The following is a 26,508-nucleotide window of genomic DNA, read 5'->3' as shown; positions in this document are numbered from 1 at the left end:
AGGGTTTTCGACCCCGCCAGATGATCACTCACCCGCCATCGCGGAACGGGCCGGATGTGCCGCGAAGTCCCGTCGGCGCGGCCATACTCGCGCCATGTCCACGGCACCGGCGGCGCCCGGCGACGACAGCCGCACCGACCCCGGCGGCAGCGGTGCCAGCAGTGACAGCGGCAGCAGCGACGGCGGCAGGGACGGCACCAGCCGCGGTGACGGCGGTGGGTTCGGACCGGGCGCCGCGCTTGCCGGGGAGGCGGCGCGCTTCGCGCGGCTCGGCTGGATGCGGGCGACCTCCGGCAACCTCTCGGTGGTCGTGGGAAGGGATCCCCTGCGGATCCTCGTCACCGCGAGCGGCCTGGACAAGGGCGCCCTCACCGCCGCCGACGCCGTCGAGGTGGACGATGCCGGCGCGCCGACACATGTGGGCGGCGCACCGACTGACGCGGGCGGATCGCCGACGGACGCGGGCGGGACGCCGACGGACGCGGGCGGGACGCGGGCGACGGGCGGGGCACCGCGGCGACCGTCGGCGGAGGCCGTCCTGCACGCCCGGCTGATCGGTCTGACCGGGGCCGGCGCGGTCGTCCACCTGCACACGGTCGCCTCCGTGCTGGCCGCCGACCGGTTCCCGACCGGGCTGGTCCTGCGCGACCACGAGATGCTCAAGGCGCTCGGCCGCGCGGCCGACGGGGATCTGGTTCGGCTGCCGGTCGTCGCGAACAGCCAGGACATGGCCGTGCTCGCCGGCCGGGTGGCCGCGGCGTGGGAACCGTTGACGCCCGCGGTCCTCGTCGCCCGGCACGGGATGTACGTCTGGGGCGCCGACCTGCTCGCCGCCCGGCACCGGGCCGAGGCGGTGGAGTGGCTGTGCGAGTGGGCGGTGCGCACCGCCGAGCGGACGATCGGCTAGCCCCCGAGACCGCCCGGCACCCTGCTTGTCCAGAGGGATATTTCGGACACCGAGGCCTCCGGACAAGCGGGAGCCAGGTGACGATGTCGTTGTCAGGGACGATGCCGTCCTCAGGTGACGACGACTTCAGGTGACGATGCCGTCGTCAGGTGACGATGCCGTCTTCGGTGACGAGGAGGGTGACCAGGTGGGCGGGGGTGACATCGAACGCGGGATTGAAGCCGCGCACACCCGGCGGCGCGATCGGGTGGCCGGCCAGCGCGAGCACCTCCGCGCCGTCGCGCTCCTCGATCGGGATGTCCGCCCCGGCCGGGGTGTCCGGGTCGATCGTCGAGCGCGAGGCGGCGACGACGAACGGGATGTCCGCGTAGGCGCAGGCCAGCGCGATCCCGACCGTGCCGACCTTGTTCGCGACGTCCCCGTTGGCGGCGATCCGGTCCGCGCCGACCAGCGCGACGTCGACGAGGCCGCGCAGGATGGCGCCCGCGGCGGCGCCGTCGGCCTGGATCCGACAGTCGATGCCGGCCCGGGCCAGCTCCCAGGCGGTCAACCGGCTGCCCTGCAGCAGCGGGCGCGTCTCGTCGACGTGGACGACCTCGACCGCGCCGCGGGCGTGCAGCTCGCGGATGACGCCGAGCGCGGTCCCCCACCCGGCGGTGGCCAGCGAGCCGGTGTTGCAGTGGGTCAGCACGCGCAGGGGGCGCCGGGTCGTGCGGGCGAGCACGCCGTCGGCGCCGTGGCGGCCGATCGCCCGGTTGGCGGCCTCGTCCTCGGCGGCCAGCCGCTCGGCCACCGCCAGCACCGCCGCCAGGCCGTCGGGGATGCACGCGGCAGCCGCGTCGACGCCGGCGGCCAGCGCCAGCGCGGTCGGCCGGGCGCCCCGCAGGCGGCCCAGCGCCGCGTCGAGCCGCCCGGGCTCCCAGCCGTCGCGCTCGGCCCTGCGCAGCGCGAGCGCGACGCCGAACGCCCCGGCGACGCCGAGCGCGGGTGCTCCGCGCACGGCCAGCCGGCGGATCGCGGCGACCAGCTCGTCCGGGTCGTCCACCTCCAGGTGGACCAGCGCCGCGGGCAGCGCAGTCTGGTCGAGCAGGCGCAGCGAGGTGCCCGTCCAGACGAGCGGCCGCGGCTCGGGGTCGCCGGTCTCCGCCATGATCGGACCGTAACCGATGACCGTGGATTGCGCCCGGCGAAACGACCGGGATGCGCGCAACCGGCGGCAGGCGCCGGACTCCGGCCTTGACCCGCATCCCGGACCGACGGACCATCGAAGGGCGATGACCTATCTCACGACGTGGACGGCCGATGCCCGGCCGCGCCTTCTCGAGGAAACCACCGATCCCGCGCGGATCGCGGCGGTACTGGCCGCAATAGCCGTGCGTTTCGAGCGTTGGCCGCTGGCCCCCGGGCTGCCGGCCGGGGCCGAAGCCGAGGACATTCTCGCCGCCTACCGCTCACGGATTGACGCGCTGAGCGCCGCGGAGGGATTCGTGCTCGTCGACGTCGCGGCGCTGCACCCGAGCGCGGCGGCGGACTGGCGCGAGGTGGCGGCCGCCGCCCGAGCGCGCTTCCTGGCCGAGCACACCCATGACGACGACGAAATCCGGTTCTTCGCGGCCGGCAGCGGCGTGTTCTACCTGCACGTCGACGAGCGAGTGCAGGCGGTGCGCTGCGAGGCCGGCGATCTGATCAGCGTGCCGAAGGGCACGACCCACTGGTTCGACATGGGTGTCGAACCCGATTTCGCCGCCGTCCGCTTCTTCCGTGCCGAGGACGGCTGGGTCGGCGCGTTCACCGGCAGCGACATCGCCACCCGGATCCCGGATTTCGACGCCCTCGCCCGGCGGTCCTCGAGCGCCGCCCAGCCGCAGGCGGAAGCGCCGGCCGCGGCCTCGTGAGCTCGCCACGCCCGAGCGCCGAGCTCGCCCTGCTCGACATCGAGGGGACGACCAGCCCCACCGCCGCCGTGCTGAGCAGCCTGTTTCCGTATGCCCGGGCGCGGCTGGGGCCATGGGTTCGCGACCACGGTGACGATCCCGAGGTGCGCCGGATCGTCGCCGAGGCGCGGTCACTGCTCGGTGAGGCCGATGCGCCGGTGCAGCGGGTTGTCGCCGCGCTCACCCGGTGGAGCGACGACGACCGCAAGGTGGCGCCGCTGAAGGCGCTGCAGGGGCTGATCTGGGCGGCGGGTTTCGCGGCCGGGGAGCTCACCGGCGAGCTGTTCGACGACGTCGCCCCCGCGTTGCGGCGCTGGCACGCGGCGGGGGTCCGGCTGGCGGTGTTCTCGTCGGGTTCGGTCCTGGCCCAGCGAGCCTGGTTCGCCGCGACCCCGGCAGGCGATCTGACCGGTCTGTTCGACGGGTACTTCGACATCGACAGCGCCGGGCCCAAACGCGATCCGGCCGCCTACCGCCGGATCGCCACCGAGCTCGCCGTAACACCGCGGCGCGCGGTGTTCCTGTCCGACGTGTCCGCCGAACTCGACGCCGCGTCGGCCGCCGGTTTCGCCACCGTCGCCGTCCTTCGCCCGGGCGAGCCCCACCACCTCGCCGGCAATCATCCCTGCGTCGCGTCCTTCGCCGAGATGGCCGTCGACGCAGCCTGACGTGCCGCCGACCCCGACTCCGACTCGCCACCGGCTCGTCGCCGGCTCGGCACCGGCCACGGCTCGGCACCGGCCACTGCTCCAGGCGGCTGCAGGCCCAGGCTGAGCTCACGACGCGGTCAGCCGTGGCTCTCCTGGGCGTTGGCGGACAGCGCGCCGAGATCGGCTGGCCAGTCGGCGAGATCGGGGCCGGGCGCGGGGCCGGGAGGACGACGCACCGCGCCTCGCCCGACCGTCGCACGCCCCACGGACTGGACGGGAATCTGCTCGCCGTGCTCCAGATAGCCGGCCCGGTGCGGGGTGCGCCGCAGCCGGGCGGCCGCGGCGACCCGGCGGGCGTGCAACGGCGGGAGCAACCGGTCGACCTCGTCCACCGCCACGAAGGCGAAGTTGACGAGCTCATCCATGTCGAGCCGGATGCGCTCGCGCCAGGCGGCGGGCAGCAGGCCGCCGTCGAAGACGAACAGCAGCATCTCCCCCTCCAGCCAGCCGTCCTTGGGACGCGGGGCCCAGTCGACCGCGAGGAGCTCTCCGATCGGCGGAGTGATGCCGAGTTCCTCCTCCACCTCGCGCACGCAGGCGGAGTACGGAGATTCCCCTGGTTCGACAAACCCGCCCGGAATGTCCCACCCGGGCTTGTAGGAGGGCTCGACGAGCATGACCCGGCCGTCGTCGTCGAAGAACAGCGCGCCGGCGGCTACATAGGGCTGCGCCATCGGCGGGATCTCGCCGCTGGCCGCCGATCGGGTCACGGTGGGCACTCCACCGTCCACCACGTAGTCCGCCGCCCCCTCCGGCGAGCGCTGTTCGCGTCCGGTGAAATGCGCTCCGTTATGAGATCCGCTTCCGTCCGTCATACTGGAACTCTCACGATCTTCATTCATGTCCGTCCCCATCTGGCGCAGGACTGACGATCAGGCCGGCAGCCACGAAGCGGACCGCCTGCGCAGCCGCATCACCGATACCCGACCACGAAATGGCCGGCCTCGCCAGCGATTCGCGGCGACCACGAGGAAGACCACGCGCCGGAAGCATGAACTTCCAGGCGAGCATAATCCACGAGATCGCGCGTTCATTTCGTTGACATCTGCGGCGCCCCGAGCATCCGGGACGAGCTGTTCTGCCAACTAAGGCGGGCAGTGTCGACGATACGGAAGGATCCCTCCTTCCGACCGGACCGAGGTGAACGGAGCAGTCCAGCCGGGATCCTCGCGCACCGCCGGGAATTGTTGATTACAGAACCGCGAACGCGGAGTGAATCCCTCCAAATCTGCGCACATACGTCCACCCAAGCCGATATCGACCGTATCTGCGGATACGAACATGCGACTGGACCACCCGAGTGCCCGGGACCGCCTCGCCCGCCCGTCCGCATCCCCCCCGGTCGCAGGCCGATGCAGGCACGACCGCCCCACCACCGCAGACACCGCGCACACCTCGGGGCCAACTACCGTGAGTAACAGCCTGCCCCGCCGTTCGGCGCCGACGGCGGCGGCGGTGTGATTCCTGTCATCTCCGCCGATCGGCGGCCATTCCCTCACTTTTCGGTCGAGCTGATGAAGGTTGCCCGGGAGCACCTCACTGCTCCGGTATACGCGCAGGTCACGTCCGCCCGAGCAGCCGAGGGATCGGAAAACACTCCAGAATGCCACCACGGCGATTCATCTGCGCACCACCGGTGACTACCCGACGCGAAGGGTGGGCGGATGGCTGCACGTCGCGGCACGGAGCGGACGGATGGCGGCGGACCGGCGGCGCCGCGGCGGAGCATGACCATCGTTCGGGCAGGTCGCGGGCAGGTCGCGGGCATGTCGAGCGGAGCCGGCGGCCGCGATGCCCCGGCCCGCACCTTCCGTCACGGTTCTCTTGCCAACGCCATTAGGTTGCCCTAACTTAGCTTAGGCTAACCGCAGGTGACGGGCCGCACATGCAGAGCCGGAAGCCGCGGGTGACCAGAGACGGAGGCAGGGTTTGCTTCCCACGTTTGTGATCGGCCTTCGGGAGGGCCTTGAGGCGTCGCTGATCGTCGGCATCGTCGCGGCCTTCCTCCGGCAGCGCGACCGCCGGGACGCCCTGCGCCAGGTGTGGCTCGGCGTCTCGCTCGCACTCCTGCTCTGCCTGGGCATCGGCATCGCGCTGCACGTCCTGGACCGCGAGCTGCCCCAGCGCAAGCAGGAGGGGCTCGAGACGGTCATCGGACTCATCGCGGTGGCCATGGTGACCTACATGGTGGTCTGGATGCGCCGTCACTCCCGCGACCTGCGGGGGTCGTTGGAGTCGGCCACGGCGTCGGCACTGGAGACCGGCTCGACCCGGGCGCTGGTGCTCATGGCCTTCCTGGCCGTGCTGCGCGAGGGATTCGAGACGGCCGTGTTCCTCATCGCCGCGTTCAACGCGAGCAGCTCGCCGGGCACCGCGGGCGGCGGCGCGCTGCTCGGCGTGCTGGTGGCCACGGTGGTCGGCTTCGGCATCTACCGCGGCGGCGTCCACCTCAACCTGGCGCGCTTCTTCCGCGTCACGGGCTTCGTCCTCGTCCTGATCGCGGCCGGCCTGCTGGCGATGGCGGCGCACACGGCGCACGAGGCGGGCTGGCTCAATGCTGGCCAGCAGCGGACGTTCGACCTGTCGTGGCTGGTCCGCCCGGGTACGCCGCTGGCGAGCGTGCTGACCGGGGTGCTGGGGTTGCAGCCCCGGCCCGTGGTCGCCGAGGTCGTCGCCTGGCTGGTGTACCTGATCCCGCTGGCCGCCTACGTCGCCTGGCCGGCCCGCCGTCGTCCGCCCGGCGCCCCCCGGACCACCAGCACCACCAACACCACCGACACCACCCAACGCGACCCCGCGGGCGCCGCCGCCACCGACCCGGCACCCATCACCCAGTAACCAACCCGGGCCCGCAACGCAGACCTGTCAGGCACGACCGCGCGCGGACAGTCGCACGCGGACAGCCGCACCAGGTATCCATCTCGCCGAAAGCAGAAACTAGGATTTTGGGGGCACACGTGCGCCGCGCACCTGTCGCGTATAGCGCCATCGCCGTTGTGATCGCGACGGGCGCCGTCGCCTGCGGGGGAAGCGACTCGGGCGGCTCCGGCGGCTCGGGCGCCGCCGGAGCGAAACAGATCGTGAACGTCACAATCACGTCGAAGGCGTGCACGCCGGACGTTTCGACGATTCCGTCGGGCCCGACCATGTTCAAGGTGGTCAACAAGGGCGCGGATGCCGTCACCGAAGCCGAGCTGGTCGACGGCGACACCATTCTCGGCGAGAAGGAGAATCTCACCCCGGGCCTGTCCGGGACGTTCTCGCTGAATGTGAAGGCCGGCAAGTACCAGCTCTACTGCCCCGGCGCGGACACGGAAAAGGTCGACTTCACCGTCACCCAGGCCACCGGCGCGACCGCCGCCGCAACCCGCAGCGCCGAGGTCACCACGGCGCTGACCGCCGCGACCACCGGCTACGCCACCTACGTCCGTCAGCAGGTCGCGGACCTGGTCACCACCACCGGCGCGTTCGTGACCGCGGTCAAGGCCGGCGACCTCGACCAGGCCGCGAAGCTCTACGGCGCCCCCCGCCTGGACTACGAGCGGATCGAGCCGGTCGCCGAGTCGTTCGGCGACCTCGACCCCGCGATCGACGCCCGCGTCGACGACGCACCCGACGAGGCGAGCTGGACCGGCTTCCACCGGCTGGAGAAGGCCATCTTCGCCGACCGCTCGCTGGCGGGCACCGCGCCGATCGCCGACAAGCTCAACACCGACGTCGGCAAGCTGAACACGCTCGTGGCCAAGGCGACCTTCCAGCCGGCGCAGATCGCCAACGGCGCCACCGAGCTGCTCGACGAGGTCGGCAAGACGAAGATCACCGGCGAGGAGGAGCGGTACAGCAAGCTCGACCTCCTCGACATACAGGGCAACATCGAGGGTGCGGACAAGGCCTTCACCCTGCTGGAGCCGGCGCTGAAGTCGCTGGACCCGACGCTCGCCAGCACGGTGCGCACCCGCTTCACCGCGATGGACAAGGCCCTGGCCCCGTACAAGGAGGGCACCGGCTACGTCAGCTACGACAAGGTGACGCAGGACCAGCGCCGCGGCCTGTCCCAGGCGGTCGACGCCCTGGCCGAGCCGCTGTCGCAGGTCGCCGGCGTCGTCGTCAGCTAGTCCGGCCCCCGGCGGGAGCCGGGCGGCGCACCAGGGCAGGGCGGTGCACGGGCGGCCGTGCACCGCGAACGACCAGGTCAGAGGAGTCGAGGGGGCGGGCGATCGCCCGCCCTCTCGACCCGTGGGAGAACCCCCTGACCCACGGGAGAAGGGGTGTCTACATGGCCGAGCGAGTCGCGTTGTCGCGCCGGCGGGCGCTGTTCGGCGCCGCGGGCCTCGCCGGGGCGGGCGTGGTGGCGGCCACCGCCGCGGGGTGTTCGGACGACTCGTCGCCCGCGACCGCCGCGGCGCCCCGCGGGGTCGTGCCGTTCCACGGTGCGCAACAGGCCGGGATCACCACCGACGCCCAGGACCGACTCGCCTTCGCCGCCTTTGACGTCTCCGCCGGGGTGAGCCGGGACCAGCTACGCGAGCTGCTCGTCGGCTGGACCGCGGCCGCCGCCCGGATGGCCGCCGGGCAGGCCGTCGCCGACGACGCCGCCGCGCCGCACTCTCCGCCGCGGGACACCGGCGAGGCGATCGGGCTGACCGCCGGCAACCTGACCATCACCTTCGGCCTCGGGCCGAGCCTGTTCGACGGCCGCTTCGGCCTGGCCGGGCGCAGGCCCGCGGCGCTCGCCGACATCCCGCCGCTGCCCGGCGACAACCTCGACCCGCTGCGCAGCCGCGGCGACCTGTGCGTCCAGGCCTGCGCCGACGATCCGCAGGTCGCCTTCCACGCCGTGCGCAACCTGCGCCGCCTCGCCCAGGGCACCGCCGTCCTGCGCTGGTTCCAGCTCGGCTTCGGCCGGACCAGCACGACCAGCAGCAGCCAGGACACCCCCCGAAACCTGATGGGCTTCAAGGATGGCACGAACAACGTCAAGCGCGAGGACACCGCGTCGCTGGACAAGCACGTCTGGGTCGGCGCGGACGGCGACCAGGCGTGGATGCGCGGCGGCACCTACGTCGTCACCCGCCGCATCCGGATGCTGCTGGAGTCCTGGGACCGCGACTTCCTGCTGGACCAGGAGCAGGTCTTCGGGCGGACGAAGACGAGCGGCGCGCCGCTGGGCGCGGCCGAGGAGTTCGACCCGGTCCCGCTGACCACCAGGGGGGCCGACGGCGAGCCGGTCATCCCCGCGGACGCCCACATCCGGCTCGCGGCCGCGTCGACCAACGGCGGCGCGACGATCCTGCGCCGCGGCTACTCCTACACCGACGGCGTCAACCAGGAGACCGGGCAGCTCGATGCGGGCCTGTTCTTCATCGCGTTCCAGCGCGACCCCCGCACCGGCTTCCTCCCGATCCAGCGCCGGCTCGCCGCGTCGGACGCGCTCAACGAGTACATCGTCCACACCAGCAGCGCCGTCTTCGCGATCCCCCCCGGCGTCCGCGACCCCAAGGACTTCTGGGCCAGCGGCCTTTTCACCGCCTAGAGGGGTCCCGTAGGTGGTTGTGATCAGGCGGCGTGTCGGCGCCACCTGACCCGGACCGTCGAGGCATCGCCGTGGGACCGTCTGGTCATGGGCGTCGGGGTCGTCGGTGACGTCGGGCTCGCCGCCGACGGCGCCGGCGCGGTTCCGCGGAACCGTCAGGACCATGCCAGCGCCGTCGCGGCGGCAGCCGTCGGTCCCGCCCAGCATCTGGCGTTGCATGGCGGGCGCTGGCGGTCAGAGTGACAGGACGTCGACAGGAACCCGCCGGTAGCGATCTGCGTCGACCGTGAGGACTGGCCATTCACACGCGAGCGCAGCCGCGTGCCGGGCAGGCCACGTCAGGCGGAGATCAGTTCCACCGAGGGCCTCCAGATGATTCGTCCGTGTCAGCCCGGCCACCTGGATCGCATTCTGCGGCCCGACAGCGACGCATCGTCAGGCGAGGCGTGGAGCATTCTTCACCGGGAAGGCGGGACGACGATGGGCATCGGTGTGGCACCGGCCGAGGGAGAGGAAGGCTGCTATTCGTGTGCGGGTAATGCGGCGCTGGCCGGGCTGCCGCCGCGAGAGCGGGTGGTGGTCGGGACGGGGTGGCGGGCGGCGCACGCGATCCGGACGGCGCTGCCGGGGTGGCTGGTCCTGGTCAGCCGGCGGCACCTCACCTCCCCGGCGGAGCTCACCGAGGCCGAGGCCGCCGAGCTCGGGGTGCTGACCTGGCGACTGAGCCGGGCACTGGTCGAGGTGACCGGCTGCGTGAAGACCTACGTGGCCGCGTTCTCGGAGGCCGCCGGGTTCGAGCATCTGCACGTCCACGTCGTACCGCGGGCCGGGGATCTACCCGCGGCGGCCCAGGGCCCGGACGTCTTCACGTTCCTGCGCCGTCCGGAGGCCGAATGGGTGCCGCCCGGGGTGATGGACGACCTTGCCGCCAGGCTCGCCGCGGCACTCGACAACGAGCGCTGACGCCCCTGGCTGCCGGAGCGGCCTGGACGACCGGTTCAGTCGACGACGGCCGGGGCGGTGGGATCGTCCAGGTAGCCGAACATCAGGGCGAGCTGGCCGGCGGTGTTGCGCTTCTCGGACAGCGGCGGCAGGGCGTCGCGCGGAAACCAGCCGACCTCGGAGGTCTCCAGCCCGCCCCCGGCGATCCCGCCGACGACCCGGCACCGGATGAAGATCTTGTAGGTGTCGTTCGGGTACGGCGGGTGGCCGTGACGGCGCTTGTCGAGGACCGCGAGCAGGCGTTCCGGCTCGGCGCGCAGGCCGGCCTCCTCGAAGATCTCCTTGACGACGACCTCGGCCGGAGTGAGGCCCACGTCGGCCCAGCCGCCCGGCAGCGACCAGCCGCCGTCCTCCTTCTCGCGAACGAGCAGGATCCGATCGTCGTCGAACAGCACCCCGCGCACGTCGACCTTCGGCGTCTGGTAGCCCACCTCGCCGCCGAAAAGGCCCTCCGCCGCCTCGACGGTGACGACGGTGCAGTGCGCCGCGATCTCGTAGCTGAGCCGTCGGAGCTGCTCGAATCGCTCCAGGTCGTACGGGTCCTGGGAGTAGGCGAGCCCGGCCTGGGCGATGGAGTGCAGCTCGCGCACCCACGGCAGCCACTCGGGGTTGCGCGCTCCCACCTGCCGCCACGACGGCTCGGCGAGGACGGGCGGTTCAGGCTCCGCGGCCGGCTCGGGCTCCGCGGCCGGCTCGGGCTCCGCGGCCGGCTCGGGCTCCGCGGCCGGCTCGGACTGGACGGTCGGCTCGGACTGGACGGTCGGCTCGGACTGGACGGTCGGCTCGGACTGGACGGGCCCCGCGGGCGCGGGGTGCGGCGATGCGGCGTCCTGGGTCATGGGCTGATCCTCTCGCCCGGTGCGGCCGCGGCGAGGCCGGCCCACGGGAATCTCGGCGCATCGGGAACGCGGTGTCAAGGTTTCCGGCGATGCGTGCCGATATCGGCGTGTCCACCGCGATGATCGGCGATCCTCGGGGGGTGAGCTCCTTTGCGGACGAGCCGTTCTCGGCCTTCCATGCCTGGGCCGCCGAGGCCTGGTCGGACGGCCCCCCGGAGAACGTGGTTCCAGGCATCGTTCCGGTCACGGCGGTCATCGGTCGGACGGCCGACACCGCCGTGGTGCTCGCCGGGCTGGCCGCCTGCGCGGACGGGGTCGCGGTATCCGTCGACGTGGTGTTGCGGCGGGGGAATCCCGGCGCGGCCAAGCTCTCACCCAACCGGGGCTGGCTGCACGGGGCCCCGGTGCGGGTGCCACTGCGGGTGCGGTTCGCCGACGGGACCGAGGCGACCGGTCCGGACACGCCTGTCGCGCTGCCCCCGGGGTTCGGCCCGGCCGCGATCGGCCCCCCACCCGCGGCGACGCTCAGCTTCGGCGGCTCGTCGAGCGTCCCGGGCCGGACCCGGCTGCGCTACTGGCTGCGACCGCTGCCGCCGGCGGGTCCGGTCACCTTCACGACCTCGCTGGCGGCCCGGGACCTGGCCGAGTCCACGCTGACCGTCGACGGCGCGCTCATCCGCAGCGCCGTGAAACGGGCGATCGAGCTGTGGCCGGCAGATCCGGCGGTCGACGCCGACCCGGGGCAGGCATAGCGTCTCCAGCTCGTGACGCAGGTGATCGCGGTGGACTGGTCGGGGCGGGCGAAGGGCGCGGCCGAGTCGATCTGGCTGGCCCGGGTGGTCGCCGGGCGGCTCGTCGAGCTGGACAACGGGCTCGACCGGGAGGCCGTCGTGGCCGCCCTCGTCGACCGCGGCCGCCGGGAACCGCGGACCGTCGTCGGGCTGGACTTCTCCTTCTCGTTTCCCGCATGGTTCTGCGCCCGGCAGGGCTGGCGCAGCGGCCGCGAGGTCTGGTCGGCGATCGGGGCGCAGGCCGAGCAGCTGCTCGCCGACGGCGAGCCGCCGTTCTGGGGCCGGCCGGGGACCGTGGCGCAGCGCCTCGGCGATCCGTTCCGCCAGACCGAGAAGGATCTCGAACGACGGCCGAAGAGCACCTTCCAGATCGGCGGGGCCGGCGCGGTCGGCACGGGTTCGCTGCGCGGCATGGGCCACCTCGCCCAGCTCTCCGCGGCCGGCTTCACCATCTGGCCGTTCGACGAACCGGGCTGGCCCCGCGTCGTCGAGGTCTACCCGCGGCTGTGCACGCCCGCGGGCGTGGTCAAGAGCCGCCACCGCAGCCGGCGCGACCATCTGCACGCCCGATTCCCGGAGCAGGATGCGGTGCTGCTCGAGCGGGCGGCCGGCTGCGAGGACGCCTTCGACGCGGCGGTCAGTGCCCTGGCCATGGCGGCCGACCTGCCGAGCCTGATCGACCTGCCGCGCTTCGCCCCCGGCACGCCGCAGCTCATCGAGGGCTGCGTCTGGGCGCCTCGGGAGCGCCCGGCGGGCCGGCGGCCGGTGGAGTAACCGCCGGAGAATCGACCAGCGCGGCGGTGACGTGCGCCTGCGCGGCGGCCTTGGTGACACCGAGGCCGCTGAGCACGCCCGATGATAGGCGGCACGCCGTCAACGCGACGTTGACGGCGTACCGGCCCCGCGATCTCCTACGACGCGGCCGTGCCGCGGTAGCCCACCGGGCCTTCGCCCGGGAACTGGGCCGCGCCCTGGAACGAGGCGCCGTCGTCGAAGAAGGTCACGCTGCCGCTGCCGTGCGGGCCGGACCAGGACACCTGGGTGCCCGTGGCGGGCCGGCCCGACGGCGGAACGACCCCGTTGCGGTTGCTGATGACAATCTGCAGGTCGCTGTCCTTGTTCCAGGCCGCACCCGGACCGCCCCACTGGATTTCGGTGTGGTAAAGGGACATGTTCCCACCTTTCGTAATCCGCACAGCCGTATCTCGGCCATGCAGGAATCCGGCCAGGGAAAGAGACGGAAACGGCCGGCCGGACCCGACCGCGAGACAGTCCACAATGGCCGGCAACCCAGGCGCCGGCACAGAAACGTGAACCCCCGTGATTACGCCGGCTACCCGAAAGGGCGGATCGTGAACCGGCGCAGGTGAAGCGTAACGATCCCGGAACCTGGTGACAACACCCGAGTGCAGCAAAAGTACGATGCCGGGCGGCCGCGACCCGCTATGCCCGTATTGCCCCGCCGACGACGCCACTCAGAAAGAACCACCCGTGCGTGGGCACGGCCCCTCGACTCTCGGTCTCGCCGGGAATCGTCACGCGGACCGGGCCACGGCCCGCAGCGCCGCGACCGCGTGCCGCACGGCCGGCCGACCGGCGTTGTCGGCGCGCCAGACCGCGTGGATGCTCCGGCCCAGGACCGGGCGCAGCGGGAGCACGCGGACCCCGGCGGGCAGCGGACCCTGGCCGAGCCGCGGGACCATGGCGAGCCCCATGCCCGCGGCGACCATCGCGAGCTGGGTCGGGTACTCGATCACGGTGTGCTCGATCCGGGGCTGGGCGCCATGGGCCCGCATCGTGTGCACGAGCCAGTCGTGGCAGGTGGATCCCATGGTCCGGCTGATCCAGCGCTCGCCGAGTACCTCGTCGATGGCGACCCAGTCCCGGCCGGGTCCGGCAAGCGGATGGTCGGCCGGCAGCGCGACCTGCGCGACGTCTGCCATCAGCGTGGCGCGGTGGACCCCGGTCGGCAGGGTCAGGGGCGCGTTCTCCCAGTCCTGGACCAGCCCCAGGTCCAGCTCACCCCGGCCGACCCGCACGAGAGGACTGGCGAAGTCCATCTCCTCGACCCGGACGGCCAGATCGGGATGCCGCTCCCCCAACAGGCGCAACGCGGCCGGCAACAATCCCCGGGCAGCGGTCGGGAACGCGCCGACCGTCAGCGTGCCGACCACCTTTCCGAGCTGCGCATGCAGGTGCGCCTCCGCCTCGCCCATCATCGACAGAATGCGCTCGGCGTGGTCCACCAGCAGGGTCGCCGCATCCGTGAGCCGGACCCCCCGGCCCTGCCGGAACAGCAGCTCAGCACCTGTCTCCCGCTCCAGTTTCGCAATCTGCTGGGAGACCGACGACGCGGTGACATGCAGCCTGTCCGCGGCTGCGCCGACCGATCCGTACCTGGCGACCAGACACAGGACCCGCAATCGTTCCAGGTTCAACATGTAAGCAATGCTACGCGGTGCTCATTAGCAGGTTCACCTTGTTCTCGGCGCCGGAGAGCGCGAATGATGGCCCAATGCCACCTTCATTCCTTCGTAGCCCGCGGGAATCGAACTCGGCCGCCGGGAGTCGTGGCTCGACCGAGGATGATTCCTCGCCGTCGAACGTCTCCGGCCGAGCCCTGCCCGGGGTCGACTGGCGGGTGCGTTTCGGTCTGCTCGCGACGATCTGGGGACTCAGCTTTCTCCTGGTCAAGGTCGGCACGCAGGGATTTCCCGCCCTGCAGGTCGCGTTCGGCCGGGTCGTCTTCGGGGCGGTCGCCCTTGCCGGCGTCGTCGCGCTCAGGCGCGACCGGCTGCCGCGCGGGCTCGGGCTGTGGGCGCATCTCGCGGTGGCGGCGATGTTCCTCAACGCGGCCTCGTTCGCCCTGTTCGCCTTCTCCGCGCAGCGGATCCCCTCAGCGCTCACCGGGATCTGCAACGCGACCACGCCGCTGTTCACGACGCTCGGCACACTCGTCGCCCTCCCGGGTGAGCGGCCCGCCCGGCGCCAGCTCGCCGGCCTGCTGATCGGCTTTCTCGGCGTCCTGGTCGTGTTCGGCGTCTGGGACGGCGCGACGGGGCAGAGCATCACCGGCATGCTCCTGGCCCTGGCCGCGGCGGCGAGCATGGGCGTCGGCTGGGTGTACGTGCGGCGTTTTCTGACCGGTTCGGGGTGTTCGAGCCTGGCGCTCTCGACCGGTCAGCTCGTCGCCGGGGCGGTGGAACTCGCGATCGTCACCGCCGCCTTCTCGAATCCGCCCGCCAGCTTCCCGCTCCGGCCCCTGCTCGCGGTGCTGGTTCTCGGCGTCCTCGGCACCGGCGGGGCGTTCCTGATCCAGTACGGGCTCGTCCGGGACGCGGGCGCGACGGTCGCGGCGACGGTCACCTACGTCGTGCCCGTCGTGTCGACGCTCGCCGGCGTCCTGATCCTCGGCGAGAGCCTGTCGTGGAACGAGCCGGCCGGCACGGTGGTGATCCTCGTCGGCGCCGCGCTGTCCCAGCTCGGGGTCGCCGCGACGAGGACGGTCACGCAATCACACCAAACCGACACGCAGCGCACAGCCACCTATTAGGGTCAATCAGGCGGGATCGTCACAAAAGGTGAGGGGGCTGGTTGTGGTGTCGAGCGCGGATCTACCCGACCCGGTGGGCGGGCAGCCGAAGGGCGGGGCCACCATCGACAGGGCCGCGGCGGACCAGGCTACAGCTGACCGGGCCACGGAGGACCGACAGTGGTGGAAGTCCCTCGCGGACGAACGCATCCCGGTGGCGCTGAAGACCGACCAACCGCACTCAGCCCGGATGTACGACTACTACCTCGGCGGGAAGGACAATTTCCCCGCTGACCGGGAGGCCGCCGAGCAGGCCCTGTCGGTGTTCCCGAACGCGCGCATCGCCGCCCGCCAGAACCGGGAGTTCATGATCCGGGCAACCCGGTACCTGGCCGGTGAGGTCGGGATCCGCCAGTTCCTCGACATCGGAACGGGCATTCCCACCAGCCCGAACCTGCACGAGGCCGCGCAGAGCATCGCGCCGGACGCGCGGGTCGTCTACGCCGACAACGATCCGATCGTCCTGACCCACGCCCGGGCCCTGCTCACCGGCACCCCGGCGGGGCGGACCGCCTACATCGACGCCGACCTGCACGACACCGGCCACATCCTCGACGCCCCGGAGCTGCGCAGCACGCTCGACCTGTCCCGCCCGGTCGCCCTGTCCCTGATCTCGATCTTCCCGTTCATTCCGGACGCCGACGATCCGCACGGCATCCTGCGCCGGCTCCTCGACGCCCTGGCGCCCGGCAGCCACCTCGTCCTCACCCATCTGTCCGCCGACTTCGATCCTCCTGCCGCGTCGAGGCTCATGGACACCTACCACCGGCAGGGCATCCCGCTGCAGCTGCGCAGCCGCGCGGAGGTCGAGGGGCTGTTCGCCGGCCTGGACCTGATCGACCCCGGCGTGCAGATCGTGCACCGCTGGCGTCCCGACGGCACCGCGACGGACCTGCCCGACGTCCAGGTCGCCGGCTACGGCGGTGTCGCCGTCAAACGGTAGCGGCTCCGGGCCTCCCTCAACGTTTGGGTCCCTGCCTGGTCAGGGGTGCGGGGACGGCAACCGCACCCGTCAGTTCCGCGTCGTGTGGGCCGCCCGCGGCGGCCGGGACGTTCGGGTCGTCCGGGTCCTCCGGGCTGTTCGCCTCGATGGCGGGGCGGCCCGCCTCCTGGCGGTCGGCGACGTCTCGCGGTGCCGCGTCTCGAGGTGCCGCGTCCCGCGCTGCCTCGACGAGGACTGGCGGTTCGGTGGAGCCGTGGACGAGGACCTGGCGCAGGCGTTCGGTGTCGAGGACGCCTTCCCAGCGGGCCACGACGAGGGTGGCGAGGGTGTTCCCGCAGACGTTCGTCAGTGCCCGGCATTCGGACATGAACTTGTCGATGCCGAAGATGAGCATGATGGCGGCCACCGGAATGGTGTCGACGGTGGAGAGGGTGGCGGCGAGGACGATGAATCCGGAGCCGGTGACGCCCGCGGCGCCCTTCGAGGTCAGCAGGAGCACACCGACGATGGCAAGCTGCTGGCCGATCGACAGGTCGGCGTCGACGGCCTGGGCGAGGTAAAGGGCGGAGAGGGTCAGGTAGATACAGGTTCCGTCCAGATTGAACGAGTACCCGGTCGGCACGGTCAGCCCGACGACCTGGCGGGGGGCGCCGAGCGCCTCGAGCTTGCGCATGAGCTGGGGCAGCACCGGTTCCGAGGAGGAGGTGCCCAGGACGATGAGCAGTTCCTCGCGGATATAGCGCAGCAGCCGCAGGATGTTGACGCCGATGGCGGCGGCGATCGCGCCCAGAACGACGAGGACGAAGAACACCGAGGTGCCATAGAAGATGCCGATGAGCTTGCCGAGGCTGGTCAGGGTGTCGACGCCGTACTTGCCGATGGTGAAGGCCATGGCCCCGAACGCGCCGACGGGGGCCGCGTACATGACGATCCGCATCACCTGGAACATGGCGGTGCCGACCCGCTCCACCCCGGCGGCGAGCCCGGCGCCGGCGGGCCCGATGAGGTTCAGGGCGATCCCGAACAGCACCGCGAAGAACAGCACCTGCAGGATGTCACCGTCGGCGAAGGCGCCGATCACGCTGTTCGGCACGATGTCGGACAGGTAGTGGCCCCAGCCCTCGCTTCTACCCTGCTTGATGTAGCCGCCGACGGTGTCGTTGACGACGAGGCCGCCGGGGTTGGCATGCACTCCGTCCCCGGGCCGGAACACGTTCATCACGACCAGGCCGAGCAGGAGCGCGATGCTGGTGACGGCCTCGAAGTAGACGATGGACTTCAGGCCGACGCGGCCCACCTTGCGCAGGTTGTCGACCTGCGCGATGCCACCGACGACGGTGCAGAACACGATGGGCGCGATGACCATTTTGATGGCGTCGACGAAGGTCGTGCCCAGCGGCTGGAGGCGGACCGCGAAATCCGGGGCGAGCTGACCCACGACAATGCCCGCGGCGATACCGGCGAGGACCCACACGTACAACTGGCGGTACCACGGACGGCGGGTCCGCGGGGCCGGTGGAGCGGGCGCGGTCATGGATGCCTCCTCGCCGGGCGGGAAAACCTTTCCCGGTGGTGTCGCTGTTCGCGACCACACTGCTCAGCACCGGCCCCCGTGTCACGGTTCTGCTCATATTCTCCAGACACGGCACCATAGTGCCGGTGATCTGCAGGCGGACGGTGCCGACACGGCCGCGACGCCGGGGCACCGACCGCCGTTTCTGCACGAACGTCGGGCGAACCGGGGTGCATTTCCGACAGGTGGCGGATGCATTCCTGGACGTACGCTGTGAAAATACGCACCACCCGAGACGGGAAAATCAGACAGACCATCAACCCGATACGCCTCCTACTGTTTCTCCTACCAGACCGTCCGGAGCCGCGACGCATGCCTGACGAGCCGATCCGCACCCTGATCGTCGACGGTGACGCGCGACTGGCCGAGCAGGAGGGCGGCATTGTCGACCAGATTCCGGGATTCACCGTCGTCGGCATCGTCCACAGCGGCGCCGAGGCGCTGGAGTTCGTCTCCCGTGGTCATCCGCAGCTCGTCCTGCTCGATCTCCTCCTGCCCGACACGACGGGCGTGGAGGTCTGCCGCACGCTGCGGTCCCGGGGCGCCGCGCTCGACATCATCGCCGTGACCTCGGCCAGCGACCTGGCGACGGTCCGGGCCGCGCTGTCGTACGGGGTCGCCCAGTACCTGGTGAAACCGCTCAGCGCCGCGACGCTGCGCGACCGTCTCCACCGGTTCGCGGCGGCGCACCGCCAGCTGGCGACCGCTACCCCGCACCACCTCAGCCAGGGGGAGGTCGATCGCGCTCTGGCCGCGCTCCGGCCCGCGGTCGCCCCGATCGCGGACCAGCCCAAGGGCGTGTCCGCGACGACCCTCGACTCCGTCGTGGCCCAGTTACGGGCCAGGGCCGGGCGGCCGGCCTCCGCCGAGGACATCGCCGCCGCGATCGGGGTGTCCCGCGCCACGGCCCGCCGCTACCTGGAGCACCTGGCCGTCCACCGGCTGGCCATCCGTTCCCATCGCTACGGCCGGTGCGGCCGCCCCGGGAACCTGTACCGCTGGCAGGGAGCGTAGGGGACCATCCTCGACTCCAATTTCACCGACCCCGCGGTTGACAATAATCTGCGAGATTGTTACCAATGTCACGGCAGCGCGGGATCACCGCCGCTCCCGGCGACAGGAGGGTCGATGATCGACCAGTCAGAACTGATCATCAACGGGGAGCTCGTCGCCGCCCGCTCCGGGCGGACGTTCGACAACGCCAACCCCGCCACGGAGGAGCTCCTCGGCGTCGCCGCCGACGCGGGACCGGTCGACCTCGACGCGGCGGTCGCGGCGGCCCGGCACCGGTTCGACGAGGGCGCGTGGAGCGCCGACCCGGCGTTTCGGGCGCACTGCCTGCGTCAACTCCAGACCGCGCTGCAGGCCCGGATCGAACAGGTCCGGGAGGTCCTCATCGCCGAGACCGGCTGCACGCTCTCGCTGAGCCGGCTCATGCAGGTCGAGCCGGTGATCGCCGACATCGCCTACGTCGCCGACCTCGCGGAGTCCTACGAGTACGAGCAGGCCCTGCCCGACACGACGACCCTCATGGGCCCGGCGAGCCGGATCGTGCGCCGCGAGCCGGTCGGCGTCGTCGGTGCCATCACCCCGTGGAACTTCCCGCTGATGCTGAACCTGGTCAAGGTCACCGGCGCGCTCGCCGCGGGGAACACGGTGGTGCTCAAGCCGGCCCCGGACACCCCGTGGACCGCCGCGCTGCTCGGCCGGATCGCGCTGGAGGACACCGACCTGCCCCCGGGCGTGTTCAACGTCGTCACCTCCGCCGACCACGGGATCGGCGCCCAGCTCACCGCGCACCGCGACGTCGACCTCATCACGTTCACCGGCTCGACCTCGACGGGCCGGGCGGTGATGGCCTCGGCGGCCGGGACGGTGAAGCGGACCTTCCTCGAACTCGGCGGGAAGTCGGCCTCCATCGTGCTCGACGACGCCGACCTCGGCGCGGTCGTCGGCCTCGCCGCCTCGCACATCTGCTTCCACGCCGGGCAGGGCTGCGCGCTGGCCACCCGCATCCTCGTCCCGCGCTCCCGCTACACCGAGGCGGTCGACGCGGCCGAGGCCGCCGTGCGCGCCTTCCCGTACGGCGACCCGATGGACCCGGCGAACATGATGGGGCCGCTCATCAGCGATCGGCAGCGGGCCCGGGTGCTCGACTACATCAACGTCGGCCGGTCCGAGGCGAAGCTCGTCTGCGGCGGCGACCGCTCGCCGCGGCACGACCGCGGGTTCTACGTCGAGCCGACGCTGTTCGTCGACGTCGATCCCGATGCCCGCATCGCCCAGGAGGAAATCTTCGGCCCGGTGGTGACGGTGCTCCCGTTCGACGATGACGACGACGCGGTCGCGATCGCCAACAACAGTATCTACGGCCTGTCGGGCGTGGTCTCCAGCGGCAGCGTCGAGCGGGCCATGGCCGTGGCCCGCCGGCTGCGGACCGGGACGGTCGCGATCAACAACGCCCACTGGCTCGCCCCGGACTCGCCGTTCGGCGGCTACAAGCAGAGCGGTCTCGGCCGGGAGAACGGCATCCCCGGCTTCGAGTCCTTCCTGGAGATCAAGACGATCGGGTACCCGCCGGCCTGATGCGAGCCGCGTGCCGGGGCCGACGTCCAGTTCACTCGTGATGAGAAGGCGCAGGTAGCGACGTGGGTAAGTTCGACGGCAGGGTCGCCTACATCACCGGGGTCGCGCGGGGCCAGGGCCGCTCGCACGCGTTACGGCTGGCCGAACAGGGGGCCGACATCGTCGGTCTCGATCTGTGCGCCCAGCTCGACACGGTGCCCTACCCGATGGCGACGGAGGAGGATCTCGCCGAGACCGGCCGGCTCATCGAACAGCTCGGCCGGACGGCGGTGCTGCGTAAGGGTGACGTGCGTTCCCGGGCCGACCAGCAGATCGCCTTCGACGCCGGGGTCGCCCAGCTCGGGCACGTCGACATCGCGATCGCCAACGCCGGCGTGATCATCTCCGGCAGCGACCACCCGGACATGCAGCAGGTGTGGGACGACGCGCTCGGGACGATGCTCACCGGCGCCTGGCACACCCTTCAGCTCGCCGCCGCCCACATGCGCGAACGCCGGACCGGCACCATCATCGTGACGAGCTCGGTCGCGGGGCTGAAGGCGTTCACCGACGGCACGGCCGGCGCCGACGCCTACACCGCCGCCAAGACCGCGGTGGTCGCCCTGGTCAAGGCCTACGCCGCCCTGCTGGGCCCGGACAACGTCCGCGTCAACGCCGTCGCCCCGACCGGCGTGAACACCGCGATGGTGGTGGAGAACCCCGCGCTGTTCGCGAGCATCGCCAGCCTGCCGCACCTCGCGGCCGCGATGCAGAACGCGCTTCCCGTCGAGCTGATCGAACCCCGCGACGTCAGCGACGTCGTCGCCTTCCTCGTCTCCGACGAGGCCCGTATGATCACCGGTTCGACCATCGCCGTCGACGCCGGCTCGATGGCCCGCCCCTGATCACCGGACCCACCGGTCGGCGGGGATGGTCCTTTCCTTTCGGTGGTCGGCGTGACCGGACTGCTCTATGGGTTCATCCAGGCGCCCGACGACGGCTGGACGTCTCCCTCGATCCTGGCCGCCTTTGCCGTCGGCCTCGCCGGTCCTGTCGCCTTCGTGGGGTGGGAACGGCGTTGCGCGCACCCGATGCTCGATATCGGGTTCTTCGCCGAGCGCCGCTTCAGCGTCGGGAGCCTGGTCTTACCGCGGGCGGGCTTTCGGCCCGCTCACGGCCCGCTCGACGAGGGTTGGGCGGCCCCCGCTGCCGGTGGCTTCGCGACCAGGTGGAGATCGCCCTTCCGACGCTGGATGCGCCAGCCCTCGGGCGTCCGGGACAGTCGGTCCAGGTGCCGCCCGAGCAGGGATATCCCCAGGCCGCCATCGGGGCGTCGTTCCACCACCGTCCACATGACCTCCGCCGTCGCGGTGTCTCCGGCGAGGGTCACGTCGGGGCTGGAAATGATGTGGAACGAGGTGCCGAGCCCGGCCGTGAGGGTCCGGGCCATGAGTTCCTGGATGGCCTCGGGGCCCTTGGCCCGCCCCATCGGTCCCAGGAGGACCTCACCGTCCTCGGCGAACAGGGCCGCCAACCGCTCCCAGTTGCCCTGATCAAGATGCCGGCCATAATCGACGAACAACTGATGGATCGCATCGCGGTCCTCGAGCCGTTGAAGACGGTCCTCGGCACTTTCCACGGTCACCTCCACTGTCGAAACGTCTGAGCAGCGCTGACCATCATCAGCGTCGCATCGCCGGGTGCAGCGTCTCCTGAGATCGTGTGCGCCGCCCCCCGGAACCAGATCGTCCCGACTCGTCACACGCCCGGCACGATGCGCATGTCACGAACGGCGCCGCCGTCGAGGACGGCCAGGGCCTTCTGGTAGGCGGGGCTGTCGTGCGCGGTCCGGGCGGCCTCGACCGAATCGAACTCGATGAGCACGGTGCGGGTCTTCTCCCCGGCCTCGTAGGTCTGCTCCGGAAGACCCCGGGCTACGAAGGTGCCGCCGGCCGCACGCAGCGCCGGGCCGGCCAGCTCGGCGTACGCCGCCACCTTGCTCTCATCGACGATCTCCTTGTAGACACTGATCCAGTAGGCAGTCATGAGGCCATCGTGCCCGAGGACGCCACGCAGACGGGCCTCAACCCCAGGACGATCATGCTCAGTGATCATCAGGACGGCGGCGGACGGCACTCACCTGTCCTGCACCTCGGTCGCCACCCTCGTCGCCGGGATGCTGGCCGAGCTTCGGGGCGGCCCCGGCGATCGGGTCTATAAAGATCGCTACCGCTGTAGTACTAGACCGACATTTTCCCGGCCGGGCCCGTGAGAGGAACTTCCATCCGGCAGAAGATGACCGGCCTCGACGAACACCAGCGCCGCAACTGACTTCCAGGTGCCGCTGAACCCGACTGTGCCTGCCCGCGGCGGACGGCCTCGGGCCGGCCGTGGACGTCACCATCGCTCCTCGAACCCGATGCCCGGCCGAGCGAAGCTCGGCACTCGGGGGGTTCGGTGGGTCGTCCCCCCGAAAACATCGCGGCCCGCCGGGAAGCTGACCAAAGGTCAGCGACCACGGCGGGCCAGCTCGTGGACCTAACGCACCACAATAAGAACCGTTCGATCTTGGTTCAGGGTCCCGAGATCACCGTCCGCCCGGTCTCCGCGAGGCTCCTGACCAGGGGCGATGCAGAGTGAGCGCCCGCCTTGCAACAACATCGATCGAATCGAACGTACGTTCCGCAGGTCTGGCGGGTCCGGACGTCGCGGTCCGTCTGGTGACCGCGATCGTGGGGACCGTGGTCGGGTTGACGTTCCTGTTCGCGTTCGGGAACGTGGCGACGCTCGGTATCCGCCTGGGGGTGCCGACGTACGTCGCGATCCTCGCCGCACCGGCAGTTGATCTGTCGGTCGTAGCGCTTCTGGTCGGCACACGGCACCTCGTCCTGCACGGAGGGCCGGTGGAGGTGGTTCGGGCGGCGCGGCGTCTGCTCATCTTCTCCAGCACGGTAACGCTGGCCCTGAACATCGCGGAACCCCTCATCGCCGGCCACTACGGCAAAGCCGCGTTCGACGCCGTCGGACCGCTCCTGCTTATCGGCTGGTCGGAGGTCGGCCCCAGCCTGCTCCAGGCGATGCAGACCACCACAGCGTCCATGGCTGCACTGGGCAGGCAGGCCGCGGACGACCCGACCGAGCCGATCGCGGCTGACCGACCGGAAGTGCCGCAGGTTCCTGGCCCGGTAGGGATGGGAGCGCCTGCGGTCGAGGCGACGTCTCGGGGAGACGGATCGGGCACACGGGAGCAGGACCTGCTCCACCGGGCACGCGCCGAGGACGTTCTGCACTGGCAGTTCCATCACCGCCCGATCTCCGCCGAGAACCTCCGCAAACGCCTTCACATCGGCGCAGGCACCGCACGCAGCCTCGTCGCGCAGCTACGCAGCGACACCAAGGCCACGTTCGGCAGGTCGGCGTCAGCTCCAGTCCCAAACGGGGCAGCCTGACACCTGCGACGCCGCCACAGGCTGACCACGAGGATGCGTATCCCGATGGACGAACCGTCGAACGGCTCTCTCGCGTACGCCCCCGCCACGGCCGATGTGGAGGTGGGTGGGTAGTTGGCGGGCCGCCGTGTCCCGACGGTGACCGCTACTGTTGCGGACACCGCCTACGCCGGTGAGGAACTCGCCGCGTCGTACTCCGCGGGGATCCGTCCAGTCACGCTGGTGAGGCCCGGATCGCGATCGTGACGTCCTTGGCCCCGCAGTCGGGACGCTGGTGCGGTGAAGGCCGGTTTCGGTCGCGGCCCGCACGAGGCCTGTATATTCGACGGCCAGCACCCTCCCGGCGACCAACCGTGAGACGACGAGGCTCGGCGGCGGTCTGGTGGCCTAGACCGTCATTAGGCCAAGTGGCGCTCGGACCGAAGAAATTGTGGGCGCTGGTCGCGTCAGCGTCCGTGTTTCTCGACAATCAAAAATTCGCGTCACCGACGCCGTTGACGCGGCCCTCAGGGAGGTTGGTCATCTCCGCGTTTGAAGAGCTGCACCGTCTTGGGCATCCCGGTCAGGATTGCCTCCACCTGGTCACCAGGTTGGTCGAGGAGGAAGCCCGACGTTTCCCGGAAATTCGGCGTGACAGCGCCCGGGATCTCGACGATCTTGTCGAAGAATTTCTGGTGGACCGGATCGGGCCCGTAACCACGAGCCTCCTTGCGCAGGCGACCGATGACGCGTCCGTCGGACGTCTCCTCCGCAGGTCCGTCCGCAACTGGCTGATCGACAGCGTGCGCAAGACATCACGGGGGGCGTTGCGGCGCCGGCTCGTGGAGGTCCTGTCGGGAGATGACGCCTTCGAAAAGGTGCCTGCTGGCGAGCCGGGCGCCGGCCGTTGGAGGCTCACGGGCACACCGGTTCCGCCGTGGGCTGGCCCCATCGATGACCTGGCGCGGGCGGCTCGTGAAGTCCCGAACGTGAGGATCCCGAAGTGGTCGAGCACGACCCGCCGGCCACCGATCGCGGACCGGGCATCGATCATCGCCGTAGCCCAGGCGGCTTTCACGGCGGCGAGCGGGTCGCTTGAGGAAGCTCAGCTTGTCGACGTGTTCGCGGCTCGGTTCCCGGTCGTGCTGGACCCCGACATCGTCTACCTGCCCGAGGGCGCTGAGAACCGTGCCGACGCGGATGAGCCGACTCCCGAGGATCTCGTCGTTGCCGCCGATGAAGAACTGAGTGCTGCGGCCACGGCTGCGGGCATCGTGGGGATGTTGTCGCCGGTGGAGCGGCGGATCGTCCTGTACCTGGCATCGCCGGCCGACATCCGGGTGCTCCTGGCGTGCGGCCTGGCGCAGGCGCGCCTGCATGCCGACAGGGTGGCTGAGAAGCTCAGGCAGCTTGTCGGCGAAGGCGAAGACCGAGAGGCAGTGGCCAAGGAGGTGATCCGGCTGTGTGGCACCACGACCGCCCTGGGCTGACCGTGCGCCCGATGGAGCGCGGCGGGAGTTCTGACGTCAGATCTAGGTGCCGGCATACTCGGCCCACCCCCCGCCGGAGGACACCGTGAGCGACCAGCGGACTGCCCAGCATCTTCTCGATCTTGCGGCACAGGTACCAGACATGCACCAACTAACCCAGCCGGGGCTAGAGGAACGGTTCGGCGCTTCGACGGATGTCGAGGTCCGCGTCGGGCAAGTGTGGCGCGCCCGCTGGGACGAGACCGTCATGTTGCTGGTGGTACTGGCTGTACGAGACCGCGAGGTGCAAGGTGCGCCGGTGACCATCGACCCGTCCAGGGAGGATGACCATGGCATCGTGGTCGGTGAGACGGCGACCGCGTTCGGCGTGGCCGTCACAGTATGGGCGGGGCTTACGGCGACGGTGCCGAACCGGGTCCTCGATCAACTGGTGGATGTCTGGAGCGACTCGCTGGTCCGATGCATCGCTGCCGCGAGCGTGCAGAAGCCAGCCCCATTGCCAGCAGTCGTGAGACGGGGCCGCAAGATCACGTCCCCTATGGACCCTTCGGCTATGCTCCGCGCAGAGCTCACCGACGACTTGGAGCTGTTGAGGCAGGCACCCGGGCTGCCGGTTGCCGTCCCGGGAATCGAGCCACGCACCCTTGCAGCGATCCTGGGATCGGGTCTTGATCTTGGCGCATTCTGCGCTTCGCTGAACGTGAGCCAAGCCGAGGCCATGCGCCTTCTCCGTGGCAAGGTCCCGATGACGATGGAGCAGATCGACCTCGTGGCGAAGGTGACTGGCGTCACCTCCGGGGAGATCGCGAGTTCGGTTCGCCCACTCCCGGCCGGGCTTGTCATCCGGATGGAGCATCCACGGTGGAGATCAACGTGGACTCGACGTGCGCGCCGGTTGGGTATCGCTGAGGAACGAGCACGTCTAGACGGCAGCTATGGCGCCTTTAGCCTTGCCGCGCGAGAAACCGGCGGCGGCGAGCCTGACTGGGACTCGCGGCTTCGGCAGTTCCTCAACAGTAGCGCCGCGGGCGAGGAGGATGCATAGTGCGGGCGAGACCGCTCTTCGCTGACGCTCCTCGCCAGGCCGAGGCGATCTTGCGCGTTGTCGAGGAGCGTCATCCGGGATCGCTCGCGGCTCTCTGCGCCGACCCTTTGGCCACGATCTCGTCGTGGCCCGACGTCCAAGTGTCCGTCGTACCCG

General features: G+C 71.0%; 26 protein-coding genes. 18 read left to right on the top strand and 8 right to left on the bottom strand.

All coding sequences use genetic code 11. The features are described 5' to 3' along the window. The first annotated feature begins 94 nt into the window (after positions 1 to 94). Positions 95 to 907 (top strand): class II aldolase/adducin family protein, encoded by an 813-nt coding sequence (locus tag FRAAL_RS06145; protein ID WP_011602607.1) that lies wholly within the window; start codon positions 95 to 97, stop codon positions 905 to 907. A gap of 145 nt (positions 908 to 1,052) precedes the next feature. Here FRAAL_RS06145 and mtnA read toward each other — a convergent pair whose 3' ends face one another. Further along, positions 1,053 to 2,057 (bottom strand): S-methyl-5-thioribose-1-phosphate isomerase, encoded by a 1,005-nt coding sequence (mtnA, locus tag FRAAL_RS06140; protein ID WP_041938909.1) that lies wholly within the window; start codon positions 2,055 to 2,057, stop codon positions 1,053 to 1,055. 124 nt (positions 2,058 to 2,181) lie between these two features. On the opposite strand from mtnA, the gene FRAAL_RS06135 reads away from it, so the two are divergent. Then, on the top strand, positions 2,182 to 2,802 hold the full coding sequence (locus tag FRAAL_RS06135) for a 1,2-dihydroxy-3-keto-5-methylthiopentene dioxygenase (RefSeq protein WP_041938908.1): 621 nt from the start codon (positions 2,182 to 2,184) through the stop codon (positions 2,800 to 2,802). Then, entirely contained in the window at positions 2,799 to 3,509 is a 711-nt protein-coding gene (mtnC, locus tag FRAAL_RS06130; protein WP_011602604.1) for an acireductone synthase, read from the top strand. Before FRAAL_RS06135 ends, mtnC begins: the two co-directional genes overlap by 4 nt. 119 nt (positions 3,510 to 3,628) lie before the next feature. Here mtnC and FRAAL_RS06125 read toward each other — a convergent pair whose 3' ends face one another. Beyond that, on the bottom strand, positions 3,629 to 4,366 hold the full coding sequence (locus FRAAL_RS06125) for an NUDIX domain-containing protein (protein ID WP_231861532.1): 738 nt from the start codon (positions 4,364 to 4,366) through the stop codon (positions 3,629 to 3,631). Positions 4,367 to 5,480: 1,114 nt separating this feature from the next. On the opposite strand from FRAAL_RS06125, the gene efeU reads away from it, so the two are divergent. The 5 genes from efeU (at position 5,481) to FRAAL_RS06105 (ending at position 10,047) form a co-directional block, all read left to right on the top strand. After that, positions 5,481 to 6,389, top strand: coding sequence for an iron uptake transporter permease EfeU (gene efeU / locus FRAAL_RS06120; protein ID WP_011602600.1), 909 nt, complete (start codon positions 5,481 to 5,483; stop codon positions 6,387 to 6,389). A 119-nt stretch (positions 6,390 to 6,508) separates the two neighbouring features. Continuing rightward, complete coding sequence (efeO, locus tag FRAAL_RS06115; protein ID WP_041938907.1) at positions 6,509 to 7,666, top strand: iron uptake system protein EfeO; 1,158 nt, start codon at positions 6,509 to 6,511, stop codon at positions 7,664 to 7,666. A 161-nt stretch (positions 7,667 to 7,827) separates the two neighbouring features. Next, positions 7,828 to 9,084 (top strand): iron uptake transporter deferrochelatase/peroxidase subunit, encoded by a 1,257-nt coding sequence (gene efeB, locus FRAAL_RS06110; protein ID WP_041938906.1) that lies wholly within the window; start codon positions 7,828 to 7,830, stop codon positions 9,082 to 9,084. An 87-nt stretch (positions 9,085 to 9,171) separates the two neighbouring features. Further along, positions 9,172 to 9,327: a hypothetical protein gene (locus FRAAL_RS33475; protein WP_157734384.1), complete on the top strand. Its 156-nt coding sequence runs from the start codon at positions 9,172 to 9,174 to the stop codon at positions 9,325 to 9,327. Between the two features lie 237 nt (positions 9,328 to 9,564). Further along, the gene (locus tag FRAAL_RS06105) at positions 9,565 to 10,047 is read left to right on the top strand and encodes an HIT family protein (RefSeq protein ID WP_041938905.1); all 483 of its coding nucleotides are present in this window, start codon (positions 9,565 to 9,567) and stop codon (positions 10,045 to 10,047) included. Between the two features lie 35 nt (positions 10,048 to 10,082). Here the strand turns inward: FRAAL_RS06105 and FRAAL_RS06100 are convergent, their stop codons facing one another. Beyond that, complete coding sequence (locus FRAAL_RS06100) at positions 10,083 to 10,925, bottom strand: NUDIX hydrolase (protein ID WP_011602595.1); 843 nt, start codon at positions 10,923 to 10,925, stop codon at positions 10,083 to 10,085. 89 nt (positions 10,926 to 11,014) lie between these two features. On the opposite strand from FRAAL_RS06100, the gene FRAAL_RS06095 reads away from it, so the two are divergent. Continuing rightward, positions 11,015 to 11,677, top strand: a complete 663-nt coding sequence (locus tag FRAAL_RS06095) for a hypothetical protein (RefSeq protein WP_041938904.1) — start codon at positions 11,015 to 11,017, stop codon at positions 11,675 to 11,677. A gap of 12 nt (positions 11,678 to 11,689) precedes the next feature. Beyond that, positions 11,690 to 12,490 (top strand): DUF429 domain-containing protein, encoded by an 801-nt coding sequence (locus tag FRAAL_RS06090; protein WP_011602593.1) that lies wholly within the window; start codon positions 11,690 to 11,692, stop codon positions 12,488 to 12,490. 137 nt (positions 12,491 to 12,627) lie between these two features. Here the strand turns inward: FRAAL_RS06090 and FRAAL_RS06085 are convergent, their stop codons facing one another. Further along, entirely contained in the window at positions 12,628 to 12,888 is a 261-nt protein-coding gene (locus tag FRAAL_RS06085; protein ID WP_011602591.1) for a hypothetical protein, read from the bottom strand. A 363-nt stretch (positions 12,889 to 13,251) separates the two neighbouring features. Continuing rightward, on the bottom strand, positions 13,252 to 14,157 hold the full coding sequence (locus FRAAL_RS06080; protein WP_011602589.1) for a LysR family transcriptional regulator: 906 nt from the start codon (positions 14,155 to 14,157) through the stop codon (positions 13,252 to 13,254). A 74-nt stretch (positions 14,158 to 14,231) separates the two neighbouring features. Here FRAAL_RS06080 and FRAAL_RS06075 point away from each other — a divergent pair, with 74 nt between their 5' ends. Then, positions 14,232 to 15,269, top strand: a complete 1,038-nt coding sequence (locus FRAAL_RS06075; protein WP_083866717.1) for a DMT family transporter — start codon at positions 14,232 to 14,234, stop codon at positions 15,267 to 15,269. A gap of 103 nt (positions 15,270 to 15,372) precedes the next feature. Continuing rightward, complete coding sequence (locus FRAAL_RS06070; RefSeq protein WP_041940220.1) at positions 15,373 to 16,251, top strand: SAM-dependent methyltransferase; 879 nt, start codon at positions 15,373 to 15,375, stop codon at positions 16,249 to 16,251. 16 nt (positions 16,252 to 16,267) lie between these two features. Here the strand turns inward: FRAAL_RS06070 and dctA are convergent, their stop codons facing one another. After that, positions 16,268 to 17,785, bottom strand: coding sequence for a C4-dicarboxylate transporter DctA (gene dctA, locus FRAAL_RS06065; protein WP_050997022.1), 1,518 nt, complete (start codon positions 17,783 to 17,785; stop codon positions 16,268 to 16,270). 351 nt (positions 17,786 to 18,136) lie between these two features. Here dctA and FRAAL_RS06060 point away from each other — a divergent pair, with 351 nt between their 5' ends. From FRAAL_RS06060 to FRAAL_RS06050, 3 genes are all read left to right on the top strand, one after another. Next, complete coding sequence (locus FRAAL_RS06060) at positions 18,137 to 18,838, top strand: response regulator (protein WP_011602585.1); 702 nt, start codon at positions 18,137 to 18,139, stop codon at positions 18,836 to 18,838. 114 nt (positions 18,839 to 18,952) lie between these two features. Then, positions 18,953 to 20,410: an aldehyde dehydrogenase family protein gene (locus tag FRAAL_RS06055; protein WP_011602584.1), complete on the top strand. Its 1,458-nt coding sequence runs from the start codon at positions 18,953 to 18,955 to the stop codon at positions 20,408 to 20,410. 62 nt (positions 20,411 to 20,472) lie between these two features. Continuing rightward, the gene (locus FRAAL_RS06050) at positions 20,473 to 21,294 is read left to right on the top strand and encodes a mycofactocin-coupled SDR family oxidoreductase (RefSeq protein WP_011602583.1); all 822 of its coding nucleotides are present in this window, start codon (positions 20,473 to 20,475) and stop codon (positions 21,292 to 21,294) included. A gap of 266 nt (positions 21,295 to 21,560) precedes the next feature. Here FRAAL_RS06050 and FRAAL_RS06045 read toward each other — a convergent pair whose 3' ends face one another. Both FRAAL_RS06045 and FRAAL_RS06040 read right to left on the bottom strand, forming a co-directional pair. Next, positions 21,561 to 22,034, bottom strand: a complete 474-nt coding sequence (locus tag FRAAL_RS06045; protein WP_231861530.1) for a nuclear transport factor 2 family protein — start codon at positions 22,032 to 22,034, stop codon at positions 21,561 to 21,563. A 113-nt stretch (positions 22,035 to 22,147) separates the two neighbouring features. Beyond that, positions 22,148 to 22,435 carry a DUF1330 domain-containing protein gene (locus FRAAL_RS06040; RefSeq protein ID WP_011602581.1) on the bottom strand — a complete coding sequence of 96 codons (288 nt, stop codon included), beginning with the start codon at positions 22,433 to 22,435 and terminating at the stop codon, positions 22,148 to 22,150. 590 nt (positions 22,436 to 23,025) lie between these two features. On the opposite strand from FRAAL_RS06040, the gene FRAAL_RS06035 reads away from it, so the two are divergent. From FRAAL_RS06035 to FRAAL_RS06025, 3 genes are all read left to right on the top strand, one after another. Further along, positions 23,026 to 23,838 (top strand): hypothetical protein, encoded by an 813-nt coding sequence (locus FRAAL_RS06035; RefSeq protein ID WP_011602580.1) that lies wholly within the window; start codon positions 23,026 to 23,028, stop codon positions 23,836 to 23,838. Between the two features lie 455 nt (positions 23,839 to 24,293). Next, positions 24,294 to 25,307, top strand: coding sequence for a hypothetical protein (locus FRAAL_RS06030; RefSeq protein WP_157734383.1), 1,014 nt, complete (start codon positions 24,294 to 24,296; stop codon positions 25,305 to 25,307). Positions 25,308 to 25,392: 85 nt separating this feature from the next. Then, the gene (locus tag FRAAL_RS06025; protein ID WP_041938901.1) at positions 25,393 to 26,352 is read left to right on the top strand and encodes a hypothetical protein; all 960 of its coding nucleotides are present in this window, start codon (positions 25,393 to 25,395) and stop codon (positions 26,350 to 26,352) included. Positions 26,353 to 26,508: the final 156 nt, after the last annotated feature.

The organism is Frankia alni ACN14a (assembly GCF_000058485.1).
Classification (GTDB): Bacteria; Actinomycetota; Actinomycetes; order Frankiales; family Frankiaceae; genus Frankia; species Frankia alni.
This window is presented reverse-complemented; position numbering and strand designations above follow the sequence as displayed.